The sequence below is a fragment of the Pseudarthrobacter sp. PS3-L1 genome, assembly GCF_030063285.1.
Lineage (GTDB): Bacteria > Actinomycetota > Actinomycetes > Actinomycetales > Micrococcaceae > Arthrobacter.
Genome location: NZ_JASISU010000002.1, coordinates 638,686 through 657,303, shown reverse-complemented (window position 1 = coordinate 657,303; position 18,618 = coordinate 638,686). Strand labels below are relative to the sequence as shown.

Annotated in this window: 15 protein-coding genes; 4 read left to right on the top strand and 11 right to left on the bottom strand. The window is 61.0% G+C overall.

What is annotated here, in order from left to right:
• Positions 1-14: 14 nt before the first annotated feature.
• Positions 15-530: a GNAT family N-acetyltransferase gene (locus QMG79_RS07415; RefSeq protein ID WP_283537919.1), complete on the top strand. Its 516-nt coding sequence runs from the start codon at positions 15-17 to the stop codon at positions 528-530.
• A gap of 85 nt (positions 531-615) precedes the next feature.
• On the opposite strand, the gene glnA is transcribed toward QMG79_RS07415, so the two are convergent.
• Complete coding sequence (gene glnA, locus QMG79_RS07410) at positions 616-2,040, bottom strand: type I glutamate--ammonia ligase (protein ID WP_283537918.1); 1,425 nt, start codon at positions 2,038-2,040, stop codon at positions 616-618.
• A 260-nt stretch (positions 2,041-2,300) separates the two neighbouring features.
• Between glnA and QMG79_RS07405 the strand changes: the two genes are divergently transcribed.
• The gene (locus QMG79_RS07405; RefSeq protein ID WP_283537917.1) at positions 2,301-2,738 is read left to right on the top strand and encodes an RDD family protein; all 438 of its coding nucleotides are present in this window, start codon (positions 2,301-2,303) and stop codon (positions 2,736-2,738) included.
• 6 nt (positions 2,739-2,744) lie between these two features.
• On the opposite strand, the gene QMG79_RS07400 is transcribed toward QMG79_RS07405, so the two are convergent.
• From QMG79_RS07400 to lipB, 4 genes are all read right to left on the bottom strand, one after another.
• Positions 2,745-3,104 (bottom strand): DUF3817 domain-containing protein, encoded by a 360-nt coding sequence (locus QMG79_RS07400; protein ID WP_283537916.1) that lies wholly within the window; start codon positions 3,102-3,104, stop codon positions 2,745-2,747.
• 99 nt (positions 3,105-3,203) lie between these two features.
• Positions 3,204-3,947, bottom strand: a complete 744-nt coding sequence (locus QMG79_RS07395) for a DUF4191 domain-containing protein (RefSeq protein WP_283537915.1) — start codon at positions 3,945-3,947, stop codon at positions 3,204-3,206.
• A gap of 86 nt (positions 3,948-4,033) precedes the next feature.
• Positions 4,034-5,041 carry a lipoyl synthase gene (gene lipA, locus QMG79_RS07390; protein ID WP_283537914.1) on the bottom strand — a complete coding sequence of 336 codons (1,008 nt, stop codon included), beginning with the start codon at positions 5,039-5,041 and terminating at the stop codon, positions 4,034-4,036.
• Positions 5,038-5,706: a lipoyl(octanoyl) transferase LipB gene (lipB, locus tag QMG79_RS07385; RefSeq protein WP_283537913.1), complete on the bottom strand. Its 669-nt coding sequence runs from the start codon at positions 5,704-5,706 to the stop codon at positions 5,038-5,040. Before lipB ends, lipA begins: the two co-directional genes overlap by 4 nt.
• 139 nt (positions 5,707-5,845) lie before the next feature.
• On the opposite strand from lipB, the gene QMG79_RS07380 reads away from it, so the two are divergent.
• Entirely contained in the window at positions 5,846-7,684 is a 1,839-nt protein-coding gene (locus QMG79_RS07380) for a serine/threonine-protein kinase (RefSeq protein WP_283537912.1), read from the top strand.
• A gap of 5 nt (positions 7,685-7,689) precedes the next feature.
• Here the strand turns inward: QMG79_RS07380 and QMG79_RS07375 are convergent, their stop codons facing one another.
• Positions 7,690-8,583: a TIGR01777 family oxidoreductase gene (locus QMG79_RS07375; protein ID WP_283537911.1), complete on the bottom strand. Its 894-nt coding sequence runs from the start codon at positions 8,581-8,583 to the stop codon at positions 7,690-7,692.
• A gap of 74 nt (positions 8,584-8,657) precedes the next feature.
• On the opposite strand from QMG79_RS07375, the gene QMG79_RS07370 reads away from it, so the two are divergent.
• Positions 8,658-12,260, top strand: a complete 3,603-nt coding sequence (locus QMG79_RS07370) for a S41 family peptidase (RefSeq protein WP_283537910.1) — start codon at positions 8,658-8,660, stop codon at positions 12,258-12,260.
• Positions 12,261-12,363: 103 nt separating this feature from the next.
• Here QMG79_RS07370 and QMG79_RS07365 read toward each other — a convergent pair whose 3' ends face one another.
• The 5 genes from QMG79_RS07365 to QMG79_RS07345 form a co-directional block, all read right to left on the bottom strand.
• Positions 12,364-12,792 (bottom strand): OsmC family protein, encoded by a 429-nt coding sequence (locus tag QMG79_RS07365; protein ID WP_283537909.1) that lies wholly within the window; start codon positions 12,790-12,792, stop codon positions 12,364-12,366.
• A 169-nt stretch (positions 12,793-12,961) separates the two neighbouring features.
• Positions 12,962-13,312 (bottom strand): hypothetical protein, encoded by a 351-nt coding sequence (locus QMG79_RS07360; protein WP_283537908.1) that lies wholly within the window; start codon positions 13,310-13,312, stop codon positions 12,962-12,964.
• Between the two features lie 137 nt (positions 13,313-13,449).
• Complete coding sequence (sucB, locus tag QMG79_RS07355) at positions 13,450-15,201, bottom strand: 2-oxoglutarate dehydrogenase, E2 component, dihydrolipoamide succinyltransferase (protein ID WP_283537907.1); 1,752 nt, start codon at positions 15,199-15,201, stop codon at positions 13,450-13,452.
• A gap of 113 nt (positions 15,202-15,314) precedes the next feature.
• A complete protein-coding gene (gene lpdA, locus QMG79_RS07350; protein ID WP_283537906.1) occupies positions 15,315-16,697 on the bottom strand; it encodes a dihydrolipoyl dehydrogenase in 1,383 nt (460 codons plus the stop codon).
• A 314-nt stretch (positions 16,698-17,011) separates the two neighbouring features.
• Positions 17,012-18,532: a leucyl aminopeptidase gene (locus QMG79_RS07345; protein ID WP_283537905.1), complete on the bottom strand. Its 1,521-nt coding sequence runs from the start codon at positions 18,530-18,532 to the stop codon at positions 17,012-17,014.
• Positions 18,533-18,618: the final 86 nt, after the last annotated feature.

The following is an 18,618-nucleotide window of genomic DNA, read 5'->3' as shown; positions in this document are numbered from 1 at the left end:
CTAGGCTGGTGTTTATGGCACCTTCCCTCTGGCTCATTGACCTGCGTGAACTGGATGGCGATGCGATTGCCATCAAACTGGGCGACGTCGCGGGGATGAACCTCGCTCCCGGGCAGGAGAGGTTCGTTGGCGAACCACTGAAGATGCTGCTGCTGGCCCTTGAGGATCCGACCCGCCACCCGTTTGTCATGGAGGCCGACGGCGTCCCGGCTGGTGTCCTCACGCTGCAGAGGAGTGCCGCTTGTGCAGCTGGCTGGGACTTGGACGACACGGCCTGGCTCCTGCGTGGCTTCCTCGTAGACAGGAATTTCCAGGGCCGCGGCATTGGGAAGCTGGCCGCCGTGGCTGCCTGGGAGCAGGCGCGTAAACGCTCCGCTGCACTGGGCGGTCAGGAACAAGGGGTAGTTCTCTCGGTGAACAACCACAACCTCGCCGCCCGTGCCGTCTACGGCCGCGCCGGTTTTGTGGACAGTGGCACCTATCTGGGAGGCAACGCTGGTCCGCAGCGCATCATGTACAGGACGTTTTGATACTTTTCCCTTCCACCTGCCTCCGCACCGCGTTAAAGCACTGCGGCCCCACCAAAGGGTGGGACCGCAGTTTTCCATCACAAGACTAGACGCCGTAGTAGAGCTCGAACTCGTACGGGTTGGGCCGCAGTGAAAGCGGGCGGATCTCGTTCTCGTACTTGTATTCGATCCAGGTATCGATCAGGTCCTGGGTGAAGACGCCACCAGCCTGAAGGAACTCGTTGTCCTCGCTCAGGGCATCGAGTGCTTCTTCCAGGCTGCCCGGAGCCTTGGGGATGTCCTTGGCTTCCTCGGCAGGGAGCTCATAGAGATCCTTGTCGATCGGAGCCGGCGGTTCAATCCGATTACGGATTCCGTCGATGCCAGCCATGAGCTGGGCAGCGAATGCCAGGTAGGGGTTGGACGAGGGATCCGGTGCGCGGAACTCAATGCGCTTGGCCTTTGGATTGGTGCCCGTAATCGGGATCCTGATACCGGCCGACCGGTTTCCCTGGGAGTAGACCATGTTCACGGGTGCTTCGAAGCCCTTGACGAGGCGGCGGTATGAGTTCACAGTCGGGTTCGTGAAGGCCAGCACTGCTGAAGAATGCTTCAGCAGTCCACCGATGTACCAGCGGGCCATGTCGGAGAGGCCGGCGTAACCCTTCTCGTCGTAGAACAGCGGATCGCCGTTGCTCCACAGTGATTGGTGGCAGTGCATGCCCGAGCCATTGTCGCCGAAGACAGGCTTGGGCATGAAAGTCACAGACTTGCCCCAGGCGTCAGCGGTGTTCTTGATGACGTATTTGAACTTCTGCAGGTCATCGGCAGCGTGGGTCAGCGTGGTGAACTTGTAGTTGATTTCCGCCTGGCCGGCAGAGCCGACTTCGTGGTGGCTACGCTCGACCTCGAGGCCGACTTCGTCCAGTGCAACACACATGGCATCGCGGAGGTCAGCCTGCTTGTCAGTGGGGGAAACAGGGAAGTAGCCGCCCTTGACAGGAGTCTTGTAACCAAGGTTTCCGCCCTCTTCGGAACGTCCCGTGTTCCAGTGAGCCTCTTCTGAGTCGATCTTGTAGAAGCTGCCCTGCGGGGAAGATTCGTACTGTACGTTGTCGAAAACGAAGAATTCAGCTTCCGGTGCAAAGAACGCTGTATCGGCGATGCCGGTGGAAGCGAGGTACGCCTCAGCCTTCTCTGCAACTCCACGCGGGTCGCGGTGGTAGGGGTCGCCGGTGCGCGGGTTGACGATCGAGAAATTCAGCGCCAAGGTCTTTTCCATGCGGAAAGCGTCGATAAAGGCGGTGGTGACGTCGGGGATGAGCTGCATGTCCGACTCGGCAATGCCCTGGAAGCCACGAATCGATGATCCGTCGAAGAGCTGTCCGTTGATGAAGAAATCAGCGTCTACGCTCTTGGCTGGCACGTTGAAGTGCTGCTGTACGCCGGGGAGATCGGTGAAGCGGATATCGACGAACTTGATGTCTTCGTCTTTGATGAACTTGAGGACTTCGTCCGCAGTCTTGAACATCTATGCTCCTAACGCATATTTTATCTCTGGCTGAGAGCCATATGGTCCAGCCCAATCAATGGGAAGGCCGTCCTAATGACATCGGGCCCGCAGCTGCATGTAACTTCTACCACCCTAGGGACACGGGGTTTCCCTTCCGTGTCCACATTGTTTCAGGGAGGTTACACAGCGGCGTTCTGTTCTTAAAGGTATCTGGTGTCCACACTGTGGTCTAACGCATGCCACAACGTGAACACCCCACGAATGGCTAAACTTGGGATGTGGTAGATCGAAGAGATATTGGTTCATGGTTGTCAGGTCCGGATACGTCCGGGATTTCACGGTATCCGGGAGAGCGGCTCGGCTTGCCCGAATCCGGCTCTGGGTCCATAGCGCGTGCGGGCAGGCGGATCCTGGCGATCTGTATTGACTGGGGGCTGAGCCTGCTGATCAGCAATTTCGCGTTCGGTGGTGACGAGTGGGCCACGCTGGCAATCTTCGGAATCCAGCAGATTCTCCTGGTGGGAACGCTGGGCTACAGTATTGGCCACCGGGTCATGGGCATCCATGTGGTCCGCCTCGGTGGCGGACCTGCCGGGCCGCTTGCCGGCGTCGTCCGGGCAGTTCTCCTCTGCCTAGTGATTCCGGCAGTTGTTTTTGACCCCGACCACCGCGGTCTTCACGACAAGGCCATGGATACCATCCTGATAAGGATCTAGCGGGACTTACCCGGCAGCGGACTCCAGGACATCTTCAGCCGCGCCGGAGTTGTCGGTCAGGTAACCATGGCGATCCGCCCAGCGTTCAAAGCCGATCGTGGCAAATGGGATAACAGCGGAAAAGCCAGCGAAGAGTGCAACTCGAAAAGGCCAGCGCTGGAGCCGCCACAGAACCAAAGCGGTCACTCCGTAGCCAATGAAGAGAGCCCCGTGGATGGGTCCTGCAATCTCCACCCCGAGTTCGGTGGTCTGCAGAACCCATTTGAAGAACATGCCGATCAGCAACGCGGCCCAGCTGCATGCTTCACCAATTGCGAGGATACGGAAAAGGCGCAGCACAGCTGCTGTGGAAGGTCGTTTCACCATTTTGTCCTTGACGCTCGTTGCGGAAACTGTGATTGGTGCCGGAGAACAACAAAAAGCCCCGGCAACCGGAGGTGACCGGCGCCGGGGCTGACCGGAATTCTAGCGGCCGCGTTGTGGGCGGACCTTGTAGGGATCGACGCCCTTGGGGATAGGGAGCCTGTTACCAAGGGATGAGATGCGCTTTGACACAGCATTCACCTCCAGCTTGGTGAGCTCCTTTTTCATCTTCCCCATCTTCTTTGCCACCTGGCTCAGGGGAACCTGTCCCTCTCCTTTTCCGCTCTGGATCACGTGGACAGTCACGTTGGGAAGGATGCGACTGAGCCGTTTGCGTTCCGCATCAACTAGGGGCTTGACCCGGTGTGACGGACCCTCCGTTACCAGGATGACTCCTGGACGGCCGATGGCACGGAAGACGGCATCCTGGGTCCGCGGGTTGACTGCAACAGGCTGATCCTCAGTGATCCACCCGCGTCGCAGTGTTCCCAGGGCGGCTCCAGATGCGCCGGGCTGGTCCTCAATCCGGGCGAACGCAGCCCGTTCCGCCCGGCGTGAAAGAATCAGCGTGGCTCCCAGGAGCCCGAGCGGGAGGCCGATAATAAGTCCGGTGATCCAGTTATCCAGCAGGAAGCCAACTAGGAAGCTCAGCGCAACAACACCGAGGAACACCAGGAGCATCAGCCACGGGACCATGGGATCGTGCTTGCGGGTCATGGTGAAGACCTCGCCGATCTGCTTCAGTCGGCTCGGCTTCTTGACCTTGTTGGCCTTGGGCTTCCGGGAGAAGAGACCACGCTTCGGTGCGTCGGCGGAAGAGGTACTGGAATCAGGGGTTTTAGCCATAGTGCGTCAATTCTACGTGATTCACGGCTCAGCAGCGCACTGCCAGGGGGCAGTGCGCTGCTGAGCCGGTGGAGTCTGGTGTGGGCCTAGGCGTGCGCAGCGATCAGCGAGCTGGCTTCCTGCCTGGTGCTGCCGGAGCTTTCAATATGAGCCAGCGCAGCAGGTATCTCGAGGCCCTTCTTTCGCATGGCCGTAGCCCAGAGCCTGCCAGCACGGTAGGAGGAGCGCACCAGCGGACCTGACATGACGCCAAGGAACCCGATTTCCGCAGCTTCATCCTGAAGATCGACAAATTCCTGCGGCTTGACCCAGCGGTCCACCGGAAGGTGGCGTTCGCTGGGACGCAAGTACTGTGTGATGGTGATCAGGTCGCAGCCTGCATCGTGCAGGTCCTGCAAGGCTTCCGAGATTTCCTCCCGTGTCTCACCCATGCCGAGGATCAGGTTGGACTTGGTCACCATGCCGAGGTCGCGGCCCTGGGTGATGACATCGAGGGAGCGCTCATACCGGAAGGCTGGCCGTATGCGCTTGAAGATCCGCGGTACGGTCTCAACGTTATGCGCGAACACCTCTGGCTTGGAATCGCAGATGGCCTGAATGTGCTCCGGTTTGCCTGAGAAGTCCGGAATCAGGAGTTCAACGCCTGTCCCCGGGTTCAGTTCATGGATCTTGCGGACAGTCTCGGCATAAAGCCAGACGCCCTCATCGGCCAGGTCGTCGCGGGCCACGCCAGTGACAGTCGCGTACCTCAGCTGCATGGCCAGTACGGACCGAGCAACCTTAGTTGGCTCAAACATATCCACCGGAGAGGGCTTGCCCGTATCGATCTGGCAGAAGTCACACCGCCTTGTGCATTCAGAACCGCCGATCAGGAACGTTGCTTCCTTGTCTTCCCAGCACTCAAAAATGTTGGGGCAGCCAGCTTCTTCACAGACCGTGTGAAGGCCTTCTTTTTTTACCAGGTTCTTGAGATTGACGAACTCGGGACCCATCTGAACCTTGGCTTTGATCCAATCGGGCTTGCGTTCCACCGGGGTGGCCGCGTTGCGCTGCTCGATCCGCAGCATCTTTCGGCCTTCGGGTGCCAGGGTCACAGCATTGCTCCTTCGTGGGTGGCTACTAGGGCATCTTCATTGTTGCGTAGTTCTTCGGTGATGCGCGACACGAGATCTCGCGGAGCTACATTGCGCCCGGTTTCCTGGGCGATACTGGTCACGCCAGCGTCAGCTATTCCACAGGCGATGATCTGTCCATAGGGGGCAAGGTCGTTGTTGCAGTTGATGGCGAAGCCGTGGGTTGTGACTCCGTCGTGGACGCGAATTCCAATGGCGGCAATCTTCCGTGCCGGACCTGATGTGTCCGCGGGGATCCAGACGCCCGCTCGTCCCTTGATCCGCTGTGCCGTGATGGAGTAGTCCGCAAGAACGGCAATCATCACCGCTTCCAGCCGCTCGACGTAGTCTCGGATACCGGCCGGATTTTTCAGCTTGATGATGGGATATCCCACCAGTTGCCCGGGTCCATGCCAGGTGAGCTTTCCGCCCCGGTCAACAGGTATCACGGGGGTGCCATCGAAAGGCCGTTCGTGGTCCTCGGTTCGCTTCCCAGCGGTGTAGACCGCTGCATGTTCAAGGAGCAACACGGTGCTCGGCGCCGTTCCAGCGACAACTTTGTCATGGACTTTCTGCTGTGTATCCAGGCCCCGCACGTAATCCACGTAATCGGGGGCAAGACCCAGCTGGTGAAACTCAAGAGTCATGTTAAGGAGTTTAGACCTCTGGGCATCAGCAGCCCGGTTTCGTGCTCAAGCTCTCACTGTCAGCGCCACCGGAGCAGTGTGGATAACTTCTGCGTCGTTTGCCAAAAGGGAGTATCTCTGGGGTATGGAAAGAGCGCAGATGGGAGAAAATCCGGTTCCGGAGGTGGCAGGTTTCACTGTTGAAAGATTCTTGGGACAGGGAAGCAGCGCCTCCGTATGGCTTGTCACCGATGATTCCACGCGACGCCGATATGCCCTGAAATTGTTTGCGCAGCCTCCATTCGAGGACGGTTTCCAGATCGATGGCACGAACCGAACGTCCACGGCTGACACCTGCGACTTTGTCAGCACTGCGACGCAGCAGGAACTTTTGCGTGAAGTGCGCATCCATTCGGTCCTGCAGCATCCGCACCTGGTGCGCTCCCATAACGTCATCACAGCTGGTGTTGGCCATAACGGCGTGGGAGGTTCTCCAGCGCTGCTTCTTGACTATGCCCCGGGCGGATCGCTCTCAGACCTGGTCCTAGGAAGGGGGCCGCTCAGCGTCGGGGAAACCGTGACTGTCCTGACTCCTGTGGCACAGGCCCTGGCATACCTGCATTCCCATGGGATCACCCATTCAGACGTCTCGCCCGGGAACATCCTATTTATGGCTGATGGGCGTCCTTTGCTGGCGGACGTGGGCATTGCCCACAGGGTGGGGGAGCCCGTGGCGGAGAACGCCCAGGGCACGCTGGAGTTCGCCGACCCGGCACCCCAGGATGTCATCAGGGCTGGGCTGCAGCCCGAACGGGACGTCTACGCGCTTGCCGCAGTGGGCTGGTTTTGTCTCACTGGCAGGGTGCCACCCCCGATCTCGGGCCGTATGCCGCTCCCGGTGTCCGATCCAAGGGTGCCCTCCGCCCTGGCAGCGGCACTGGAAGCTGGACTTGCACCAGACAGGCGGGCGCGGCCCACTGCAGCGGAATTCGCCACTGCCATTTATCGCAGCGCCGAGCCGACGAGTCTTTCCCTTGCCGGAGTCGTCCACGCGACTGTGGCGCCGGAGCTTCTCACCCGGCGTAGCGTCACCCCTGGTGAACCTGGCCCCCTGACGGTGGTCCTGCGATCCTGGCGACGGTTCTTCAGAAGTTCAACCTGGATGGTGGGCCATACCGCCGGCGCCTCCCATGTGCAAGCCCCACGAAGGACTTCACGTCGGACTGTCCGGGCACGGCGTACGCCGAGGCACGTCCACGACCAAAGTCGACGGCGGCGGCGCCGTGAGGCACCGCCAATGCTTCGTCGAGCCTGGGTCATCGTTTCAGCCGCAGCCTGCCTCGTTGTCGCATCAGTTGCCTGTCTCGCAGCATTCCCGGAACAGATGGGTGTTTATTCTCCCGACCGGGAACCACCCTCTGCTGCCGTTGCGTCGGTGGCAGCAACTTCGGGTCCAGATCACCCAGGCATTCCTGCCCACGACGTTGGGCAGGCAAGTGGTTCGACTCATCTTGCTCGCCCACCCGGTGTCCCCGGCCCGGCAGCCACAACGGTCCCAGCTGGTCTGGACCAGGGTGCGGTGGTGCCTGGCATCCCGGCCCGCGTCCAGGACCTCATGCGTTCTGATGACCCTCTTCAGGCAATTCAGGGACTGGCTTGGGTGCGTTCGGAGGCCCTGCGGACTGGCCAGATGGCTCTTTTGAATCGCGTCAACGCACAGGGCTCTCCCGCGGAGGCAGCAGATTTGAGACTTGCTGCTGAACTCCGGGCAAAGGGAATAATCCTGGACGGTTTCAGCATGGTGTTGGAAGCCATGACACAGGTTGAGTCACCCTGTGGCTTCTGCATTGACCTGCACGCCGGGAACTCCGCATACCGGGAACTCTCGGGAAGCGCAGTCGTCAGCGAACACGCGGCCAGCGCGACAAGTAATCTACGGATCGTTTTGGTGAGGCCGGAAAATGAATGGCGGATCAGCGAGATCCTAGGTTTCCCTTGAGGGCCCTAGAGCGAGTCTGCGACCCATGCAGCCGCAGAATCCACTGTGGGGTGCTCGAACGTGTAGCCGCTACGCGTCAGGACTGCAGGCTCCATCCGCTGGCCGGAAAGGAGCATTTCCTGCGCCATCTTTCCCATCACAAGCTTGAGGATGGGCCCGGGTACCTTGAGAAATGCTGGCCGGTGCAGTGCTGTTGCCAGAGCCGAGGTCAGGGTGTTCACGTCGGCGCTCTGTGGGCCGGCCAGGTTGACTGGCCCCTCAACGTCGGCCGTGAGCAGAAAACTCAAGGCTCCGGAAACGTCCGGGAGACTGATCCATGGCCAGAACTGCCGTCCGCTGCCCAGCGGGCCGCCCACGCCAAGCCTGAGCAGTGGCAGCAGTTTGCCTAGGGCGCCCCCCTTGGGGCTGAGGACAATCCCTGTCCGCGGCGTTACGACGCGTACTCCGGCAGGGGCCAGGTGTGCGGTTTCCTCCCACTCGACGCAGAGATCCGCAAGGAAACCAGTGCCCGCCGCGTGGTCCTCCGTGATGATGGTGGAGCCGGTATCTCCGTAATAGCCAGACGCGGACTGACTCAGGAAGACGCTTGGGGGCGTGGAAAGGCTTGCCATTGCCTGCGTCAGGGTTCTTGTGGCTTTCAGGCGCGATCCGACGAGGACATCAACTCGTTTTTTGGTCCACAACCGGTCTCCGATTCCGGCGCCGGAAAGGTTGATCACGGCATCGGCGCCTTCCAGGATGCTGGGATCCAGGCTCAGGGACGCCGGATCCCAGCGTGCCTCGTGGGGCCCTGAAGGTTCACGGCGGACGAGGGCCATGACGGAGTGGCCCTGGGATCGTAGGGTTGCTGTCAGGTCTGTTCCGATGAGCCCGGAGGCCCCGGCTATTACTATGCGCATGTTCCATAAGATCACGGCTGGCGCGCGGTTGGCACCTCCCCACCAGCCCCACGCGTCGTGACTATGATCATTTGATGACTTCTTCAAGCTACCTCCGTTATCCACACGTGCATGGCGACCTTCTGACGTTCGTTGCAGAAGATGATGTCTGGATGGCTCCGGTGTCCGGAGGCCGTGCCTGGCGTGTCTCAGCACTTCAGTTGCCGGCGAAGAATCCGCGATTTTCACCGGATGGCAAGCGCTTGGTGTGGACGGTGATCCAGGGAACGTCCCCTGAAGTGGTTACAGCGGATGTTGACGGTGGTGACTACCGTCAACTGACGTACTTTGGGCATGCCAGCACGAAGCTCAAGGGTTTTACAGCCGCCGGTGACGCTGTCGTCACCAGCGGCTTCCGACAAGCCGAATCCAGGCACACACACGCGTACCGGGTTCCCCTGCAGGGTGGCTGGTCAGAGGAATTGCCGTTCGGGCCCGTGGAGTGTGTGGCCTTTGGCCCAGAGGTGGGCGATGAACGGCCAGTGGTACTTTCCAGCGTTCTTTCCCGTGAGCCTGCCTGGTGGAAGCGTTACCGTGGGGGCACTGCCGGGAAACTGTGGATCGATGCGGACGGCAACGGTGAATTCGACAGGCTATTGCCGGAACTTGACGGTAACCTTACGGATCCGCTGTGGGTCAAGGGACGTATCGCTTTCCTCTCGGACCACGAGGGGTATGGGAACCTTTATTCGGCTCTGCCCAATGGGAAAGATGTGCGCCGGCATACTGACCACCAGGACTACTACGTCCGCCACGCGACCACTGACGGCACGAGGGTTGCTTTCGAGTCTGCCGGAGAGCTGTGGATTCTTGAGAATCTGGAGTCGGAGCCTCGGGAAGTGGAGATCCGCCTCGGTTCAGCCTCCGCCAACCGGCGGCCGGTACCGCTGAACGTCAGCAAGCATCTTGGCGAAGTAGTGCCCGACGCAACGGGTAAATCCAGCGCCGTCGAGGCCCACGGGACCATTCACTGGCTCAGCCACAAGGATGGCCCCTCCCGCGTGGTCGAGGGCACGACCGGTGTGCGTGGCCGGCTACCGCGTCCCGTTGCGGGCGGCCGAATTGCCTATGTGGCGGACCACGGTGGCGAAGAAGCACTTTTCCTGCGGGACATTGCCTCCACTTCAGGATCGGGCCCCGACAGGACTGCTGTGGCAGCAGCCAGCAACGCTGCGCCACAGCAGGGGGAGAGCTTAGCGACACCGTCAACGGGGTTTCGTGAACCCAGCGAGGACGACGCCGTCCTCCCGCGGCCAATTCCAGCAGCAACTGGAACAGTTCCAGGCAGACCTGATAAAACCGGTGGCGGAGTCGCCAGCAGTCCACTGGAAAGCATGGCTTCTGCAAATGGCGCGTCCGCGGGCAAGGCTCTGGAAGGCAAAGCGGCTGAACGTAACATCACTGCGGCGGATACCGCAGCAGCCCCCGATACAGCTGAACAGGTTTTGAGCCCCTCCGGGAATGAGTCTTTTCCCATTCCTTCGGGTGGACGGGCCAGTGCCCTGGAAGCAAGCCCTGATGGTGCTTCGGTGGCGCTCGCAACGGCATTCGGTGAGGTCTATGTGCTCGATACGCTCACGAGGTCCCTGCGCCTTGTCAGCAGCATCGGAGACGGCACCATTACGGATCTTTGCTGGTCCGCTGATTCCGCCTGGCTCGCCTGGAGTGAGCCCGTGACAGCATTCGGTTCGCGGAGCAGGCTTCGTATGGCGCGGGTCGCAGACCAGCAAGCAGCCATTATTGACGTTACAGACGGCCGCTTCAACGATGACTCACCGGCGTTCACCCCCGACGGACGTTTTCTTGCCTTCCTCTCCAACCGAAGCTTCGATCCGGTGTACGACGGGCACGCCTTTGACCTGTCGTTTCCTACGCCCATCAAGCCCTACCTTGTGGCTCTGGCGGCCGACACCCCGTCGCCCTTCGGCCCTACCGCCTTCGTCCCGGATGGCGACTCAGTTTCGGAGCGCAACGACAGTCCCGTAGGTCGAGCCGATGGAGAGACGAAATTTCAGCAGCCGGTGTCTGTGGACCGGGAAGGCCTGGCGCTTCGGATCATCACGGTGCCTGTGACACAGGGAAACTACTCGAAGCTCAGTGCCGTGGAAGGAGCACTCCTGTGGCTGGACACGCCCCTGAGCGGGGTTTTGGGTGACGGCCGGGCTGCACAGGACGACAAAGACACTCCAGCGTCGCTCACCCGCTTCGACCTGGACCGGCGAAAGGCAACCAAACTTGTAGAGGCCGCGTCCACGTATCGGGTTTCGGCGGATGGTAAAAAACTGGTGGTGGTCCACGAGAAGAAAGTGACTGTGGTCCCCGCAGACGCCAAGGCGGACGAGGAGAAGGGCACCTTGCTGACCGTGGACTTGACCCGTATCCGTGTGTTGCTTGATCCGGTGCAGTCGTGGCACCAGGCATTCAACGAAGCCTGGCGCCTGCAACGTGATTTCTTCTGGGCAGCTGACATGGCAGGACAGGACTGGGAGGAAGTGCGCGCCCGTTACCTGCCACTAGTGGACCGGCTGGGTTCCCATGATGACCTTGTGGACGTGCTCTGGGAAGTCAACGGAGAACTCGGAACGTCCCACGCCTATGTCAGGCCCTTCGCTGTGGCAGAGAAGGACAGCCGGGCACAGGGTCGCCTGGGCGCAGATTTGGAACAGACGGAATCTGGGTGGGAAGTCACCCGGGTACTCGCTGGCGAGTCGTCTGATCCGCTCGCTACCTCGCCGCTGACGCGGCCCGGTGTGAATGTACGCAAGGGGGATGTCCTCTTGGCGGTCGACGGCGTCACGTTGGCAGAGCGAACTACGCCGGCGATGCTTTTGGTGGGGGCCGCCGGGAGGGCTGTTGAGTTGACCGTCCGGAACGGTGATTCCCATGGCGCGGCTGCCGGGGTTGAACGGCGCGTTGCAGTTGTTCCCATGAAGGACGAAGAACGTCTGCGGTACCAGGAATGGGTGGCGGGCAACAGGCGGACTGTCCGGGAGGCGTCGGATGGGCGCTATGGTTACCTGCATGTCCCGGACATGATGGCCCATGGCTGGGCCCAGTTGCACCGCGACCTGGATTCTGAAGCGGCGCTGGATGGCCTGATTGTCGACGTCCGACGCAACCGCGGCGGGCACACGTCGCAGCTGGTGGCCGAGCTGATCGGTCGGAAGGTTACAGGCTGGTCCATGCCACGTGGGGAACGGCCTGAAACGTATCCACATCACGCGCCACGCGGGCCCGTCATTATCATCACCGACGAATTTGCTGGATCGGATGGGGACATCATCACGCAAGTCTCCAAATTGCGGGGGATAGGGCCTGTCATTGGCACCCGGACGTGGGGCGGCGTCGTGGGGATCGACAACCGGTACGCACTTGCGGATGGGACAGGTGTCACCCAGCCGCGGTATGCAACCTGGTTTACCGGGGGTGTTGGCTGGAGCGTGGAAAACTACGGCGTGGATCCTGACATTGAGGTGCTCTTCCCTCCGCACGCGTACGCTGCTGGAGGAGACCCCCAACTTGAATACGGTATCGGTGCGCTGAAGGAAATGATCCAGGAGCTGCCTACCGACTTGCCTCCTGCACGGGAAGGCTACCGGACGCTGAAGCCGGCTCCGCTTCCGCCCCGGAAGAAGTAGGCGACCCTAGGAAAGAAAAACGTGGGCCACGGTGTGGTCAGACAGCGAAGAGGCCCCGCCACCGGGAAACCGGTAGCGGGGCCTCTTCGTATGCCCGGAATGATTAGGACTTCAGTGTTGCATCCAGGGTGATGTCAATGCCTGTCAGCGCGGCGGAAACGGGGCAGCCTGTCTTGGCCTCTCCGGCGATGCGCTGGAAATCTTCCTCGGAAATGCCCGGAACGCGCGCTTCCAGAGTCAGGTGGCTGCCGGTAATGCCAACTCCGGGCTTGAAGCCAACGTCAGACTTTGTGTTGATTTCCTCGGCGGTGTGGCCAGCCTCGGCCAGCGCGTTGCTGAACGCCATCGAGAAGCAGGCTGAATGGGCTGCGGCAATGAGCTCCTCAGGGCTGGTCTTTCCTTCGGCAGCCTCCGAGCGGGCCTTCCATGTGACATCAAAGGTCCCGAGGCCGGAGGTGTCAAGGGTCGTGTTTCCGGACCCTTCCATGAGGTTTCCGTTCCATACAGTGTGTGCGCTGCGTGTTACTGCCATGTCCACTCCTCTGAGATGTTCAACTCGGGTCCGGCATCTGCCAGACCCTCCAGCAATGATCCTAAGGATACTTACGAGCTGACGCACCGTCTGTCCGCTCTCAGATGATTTTCAGTAGGCCTTGGACAGGTGGACCGCACCGCCAAGGAACTGCTGTCGATGATGCCGGTCAGTTCCAGATGGTCGCGATAGCCACGTTCAACAGGGCCAGTCCGCCCACGGAGTGCGCAAGGGCCTTGTCCACGCCATCACCACGCTTGTACTGCCTCCGGCCGATGAATGCCAGCACTCCAACCGCCAGTGCAATAGCAAATTTGATGCCGAGTTTGAAGTAGTTGGCATCAATGTCCAGTACTGGGATGAGTCCCATCATTGCGATACCGGTTAAGAGCTGGAGGACTGCTCCATCGAACTGGCGTGGGTGGACTGTCGGGGACTTCATGTTGCCGATCCAGATACCGACGATCATTGTTGCGCCGACGATATGAAGGAAGACGAGGAGGCTATAAACGATTTGCATGGCACCAGCTTAGCCAGTGGTGCTGTGGGACGGTGGAATTCGAGCACCTGATGCGCAGGCGAACAGGCTGATCCAACGCCAACGCCCCCTGCCACAGTGTTTCCACTGTGGCAGGGGGCGTTTTTCAGGTTGCTTCCTTAGAGTCCCAGGTCCGCTTCGAAGGCGCCTTCTTCAAGCCGGGCCTTCAGCGTTTGCAGGAACCGACCCGCGTCAGCGCCGTCCACGAGACGGTGATCGTACGTCAGTGAGAGGTACATCATGGAGCGAATTGCCAGTGAATCGTCGCCGTTCTCGTCAGCGACAACAACTGCGCGCTTGACGATCGCACCCGTCCCCAGGATTCCAACCTGGGGCTGGTTGATGATCGGGGTGTCAAACAGCGCGCCTACTGAGCCAATGTTGGTGATCGAGAAGGTACCGCCAGACAGTTCGTCGGGGCCGATCTTGCCGTCGCGGGTGCGGCCGGCAATGTCGGCGATCTTGCCAGCAAGGCCAGCAAGGTTCAGGTTACCGGCGTCGGAGATGACCGGAACAAGCAGACCCTTGTCCGTGTCCACCGCAATGGCAAGGTGCTCGGCATTGTGGTACGTGATCTCCTGCTTGGCCTCGTCGTATTCAGCGTTCAGCTTCGGGTGCTGCTTGAGGGCTTCAGCAACAGCCTTGGCAATAAACGGCAGGAACGTGAGCTTGACCCCGTTTTGGGCCTGGAAGGAGTTCTTGGCACGCAACCGGAGCTTGGCAACCTTGGTCATATCGACCTCGTGCACCTGCGTCAGCTGGGTGGAGACTTCCAGGGACTCGCGCATTCTACGGGCGATCACCTGACGGATCCGCGGAGCCTTCTGGGAGGTGCCACGCAATGACGATGCTGCTGCGCTTGGCGCGGCAGACGCGGCCGGTGAGGCTGCTGGGTTTGGCTTTGTCGCTGCAGGTGCGGACTTGGCCTCAGCGGCTGCCTCAACGTCCTGCTTGCGGATGCGGCCGCCAACACCAGTGCCCTTGAGCGAGGAAATATCAATGCCGTGCTGGTTGGCGAGTTTGCGGACGAGGGGAGTGACGTAGCCTGATTCACTCCCGGTCGAGGCCGTCTCGGCTTTCGGAGCTTCGGCTTTGGGTGCCTCTTTTTTCGGAGCCTCCGTGGGCGCCGACTTCGGTGCTTCCTTGGGAGCTGCCGGCGTAGGAGTCTTCTGTGCAGGTGCCTCGGCTTTGGGTGCTTCCTTGGGCTCAGCGGCTACGGGAGCTTCAGCCTTCGGCGCCTCAGCCTTGGGTGCTGCACCGGAACCGATGACTGCCAGGACGGAGCCGACCTCTGCCGTTTCGTCCTCGTTCACGCGGATTTCCTGGAGCGTGCCGGCCACCGGGGAGGGGATCTCTGTATCAACCTTGTCGGTAGAGACCTCCAGCAGCGGCTCATCGACCTCAACACTGTCACCAACGGATTTCAGCCAGCGGGTGACTGTTCCCTCGGTGACGCTCTCACCCAGGGCCGGGAGTGTTACCTCGTGGCTGTCGCCCGAAGGTTCCGGCGATGCCTCGGTTGCCGGGGCTTCTTCCTGCGCGGGTGCCTCTTGTGCCGCTGACGGCTCGGCCTCGGTGGAGGGTGCTTCTGCTGCAGGCGCTTCCTCAGCCGGGGCATCACCCGAGGCGCCGCTTCCGTCGCCGATGCGGACCAGTGGTGCACCAACTTCTGCAGTCTCGTCCTCGGCCACCAGGATTTCCTCGATCACGCCAGCGATCGGAGAGGGGATTTCGGTGTCTACTTTGTCGGTGGAAACCTCGAGCAGCGGCTCGTCCACCTCTACCCGGTCACCTACCTGCTTGAGCCAGCGGGTGACGGTTCCTTCGGTGACGCTCTCACCGAGGGCGGGCAAGTTAACGGATTCAGACATGTCGTCCCCGTTCTCCTTATTGATCTTTAGTGCGGATGATTGCTGACTGGGTTTGAGCTTAGTGCACCCTGCGGATCATGCAGGGTGCACCAGGCTCAGGGTGCTGCGGAAAATCAGCCGTGCAGGGCTTTGCCAGCCAGTGCGAGGTGGGCTTCGCCGAGAGCCTCGTTCTGGGTGGGGTGGGCGTGCAGGAGCTGGGCTACGTCTTCTGGGTAGGCTTCCCAGTTCACGATCAGCTGTGCTTCGCCGACCTGTTCGCCCATACGCGAACCGATCATGTGGACCCCCACCACGGGACCGTCCTTCTGGCGGACCAGCTTGACCAAGCCAGCAGTGCCGAGGATGGAGCTCTTGCCATTGCCGGCAAGGTTGTATTCCTGGGTCTGGATCTGGTCTTCGCCGAACTTTTCCTTGGCTGCCTTTTCGGTATATCCGACAGTGGCGATCTCAGGCTCGGAGTAGGTGACCTTGGGGATATTGATGTCCGCAATGACAACCGGCTTCAGGCCTGCGATTTCCTCCGCCACGAAGATGCCCTGCTGGTAGCCACGGTGCGCGAGCTGGACACCCGGAACGATGTCGCCGACGGCGTAGACGTTGCCCACTCCCGTGTGCAGGCGCTCGTTGGTGATGACGAAGCCGCGGTCGATGGTGACGCCTGCCTCTTCATAGCCGAGGTTCGCTGTGACGGGCCCACGGCCTACGGCCACGAGCATCAGGTCAGCCTCGAAGGTTTTGCCATCCACCAGGGTGACTTTGACGCCGTCGTCGTTCTGTTCGACGCCCTGGAAGAAAATTCCGGTGGAGAAGTTGATACCGCGCTTCTTGAAGGCCCGCTCGAAGTTCTTGACGATCGTGGCGTCCTCATTGGGTACCAGCGAGGGCAGGCCCTCGATGATTGTGACGTCCACACCGAAGGATTTCCAGACAGAGGCAAACTCGACGCCGATCACACCGCCGCCCAGGATGATCGCGCTCTTGGGGATGTAGTCCATCTTGAGGGCCTCGTCAGAGGTGATGACCTTGCCGCCAATTTCCAGTCCCGGAAGGGAGCGAGAGTAGGAACCCGTGGCCAGCACGACGTTCTTTCCCTTGTACGCGGTGCCGTTGACCACAACAGTGTCGGCTCCCTGGAGTTTTCCTTCTCCCTCGATGACCGTGATGCCCTTGGCCTTGATGAGTCCCTGCAGCCCCTTGTACTTGCCAGCGATGATGCCGTCTTTGTACGAGTTGACAGCGCTCATGTCGATGCCATCAAGGCTGACGTTCACACCGTACTTGGCAGAGTCGCGGGCGTGGTCCGCAAGTTCCGCCGAGTGCAGCAGTGCCTTGGTGGGAATGCAGCCGTTGTGGAGGCAGGTGCCACCCAGTTTTCCCTTTTCAATGAGGCCGACTGTTAGGCCCAGTTGACGGGCCCGCAGGGCAGCAGCGTATCCGCCACTTCCTCCGCCGAGTACCAGCAGGTCGAATTCTTGCGCAGTTGCCTGATCGGCCACTTAGACGCTCCCTCGCGTGAATGATGAGGCGGGTATACGCATCATCTGGTCTTGAACCCTGTCCTGCCGAGATTATGCCAGCAGGTGGATTCCCTTGCATTTGTGACTACCAAACTTCACCTTAGCGAACCACCTATCCATGCTCCACCCTGCTGCCATGATTCTGGAAGTCCTGTGGTGAGAGTCACGGGGCCCGGTGTTACCCGGAACGGCCGCTGAGCGGGCTTCGGAGTGGCGGGATTCCCTGCGGGTGCTGCCTTTGCGCTGGAGCGGTGAGTGCGCACCCGCAGGGAATAGGTGTGGTGGTGGATTCGCTACGAGTCCGCGCGGTCCTCCAGATAGGACACCAGCGTCCGAACGGTGCAACCGGTGCCCTGCTTTGGTGTGTAGCCGTAGGGGCTCGCGTTGTTGAACGACGGACCTGCAATATCGACGTGTGCCCATGGAATGGTGTCGCCGGCCTTGTCCTTGCCGACAAACTCCTGCAGGAAGACGGCAGCGGTCATCATTCCACCGTGACGCTCGCCAATGTTTGCAAGGTCTGCAACCTGGGAGTCAAGGCTGGGACGCAGCTCCTCGGGGAGCGGCATGGGCCAGACGAGTTCTCCGGCTCGATCAGCAGCGACCTTGAGGGGGCCGGTCACGGAATCAGCACCCATGATGCCGGCGGTTCGGTTGCCGAGCGCGATCAGCTGGGCGCCGGTAAGTGTCGCGACGTCGATAATAGCGTCGGGGAACTCTTCGCTGGCGGCTACGATCCCGTCAGCCATGACCAGACGGCCTTCGGCGTCGGTGTTGAGGACCTCGACCGTCTTGCCGCCAAACATGGTGAGGACGTCTGCAGGGCGGGATGCTGCCCCGCCCGGCATGTTTTCAGCGATGCAGAGCCATGCCGTTGCCTTGACGGGCAGGCCAAGTCCCGCTGCCGCCAGGACCGTGTTCAGTACGACGGCGGCGCCCGCCATATCCGATTTCATGTCACCCATGTTGGCAGCCGGCTTGAGGGAGATTCCACCCGTGTCGAACGTGATTCCCTTGCCCACGAGGGCAACTTTGGCGGTGGCCTTGGCGGGCGAGTATTCCACCTTCACAAGGCGCGGCTGGCGGCTGGAGCCCTTGCCGACACCCATGATGCCGCCGAAGCCTTCCTTTTCGAGTCGCTTCTCGTCCCAGACGGTGACCTTGACGGGCAGGCCCTTGGAGAGTTCCTTGGCGGCATCCGCAAATGATTCCGGGAAGAGGTGGCTGGGGGGCTGGTTGACCAGTGAGCGGGTCGCGTTCACTGCCTTGCCGATCACACCTGCGCGCTTGAGGACTGTGGGCAGGGCCGCATCGGATGCCAATTCCGTGAAGATCACGGCTTTGCGGACGGGCTCCTTGAGGCCTTCGGTGCTGCTGCGGTATTCGGTGAAAGAGTAGGCGCCCATGGCGGCCCCCTCGGCGACTGCGGCAACGTCGCCGAGCGTGGCGGTAGGCAGTGCCAGGATGACGGTACCCGTCCCCGCGAGCTGGCGGACTGCAGAACCTGCGGCTCGGCGCAGGACCTCGCCCGTGAGCGTGCCCCCGGCGTCGACCTTTCCGGCCCCAACCAGGGCGATGATGCTGGTTCCCGTCTCCGGGAGTCCTGGCAGTCGAAGAAGCTGGTCGGCTGCGCCAGTTGCCCCAAGGGCCTTCAGGGACTCAGTCAACGCCTCAGCTGATTTTGCAGCCAGCGGATTTTCGAGCAGGAATGGCCCATCGCTGCCCTGGCCGACACCAATCACGATGGCGTCAGCAGCCGCTTTTTTCAGGTCACGCGAGATCGCGCTTAGGCCGATTTCAACATTTTTCACCACGAGGTACAGTCCTCAATTCTCTGATTTTTCCGGCTAGGACAGCATGTTTGGCGCCCAGCCATGATCTTTCCGGCACAGCGGGCACT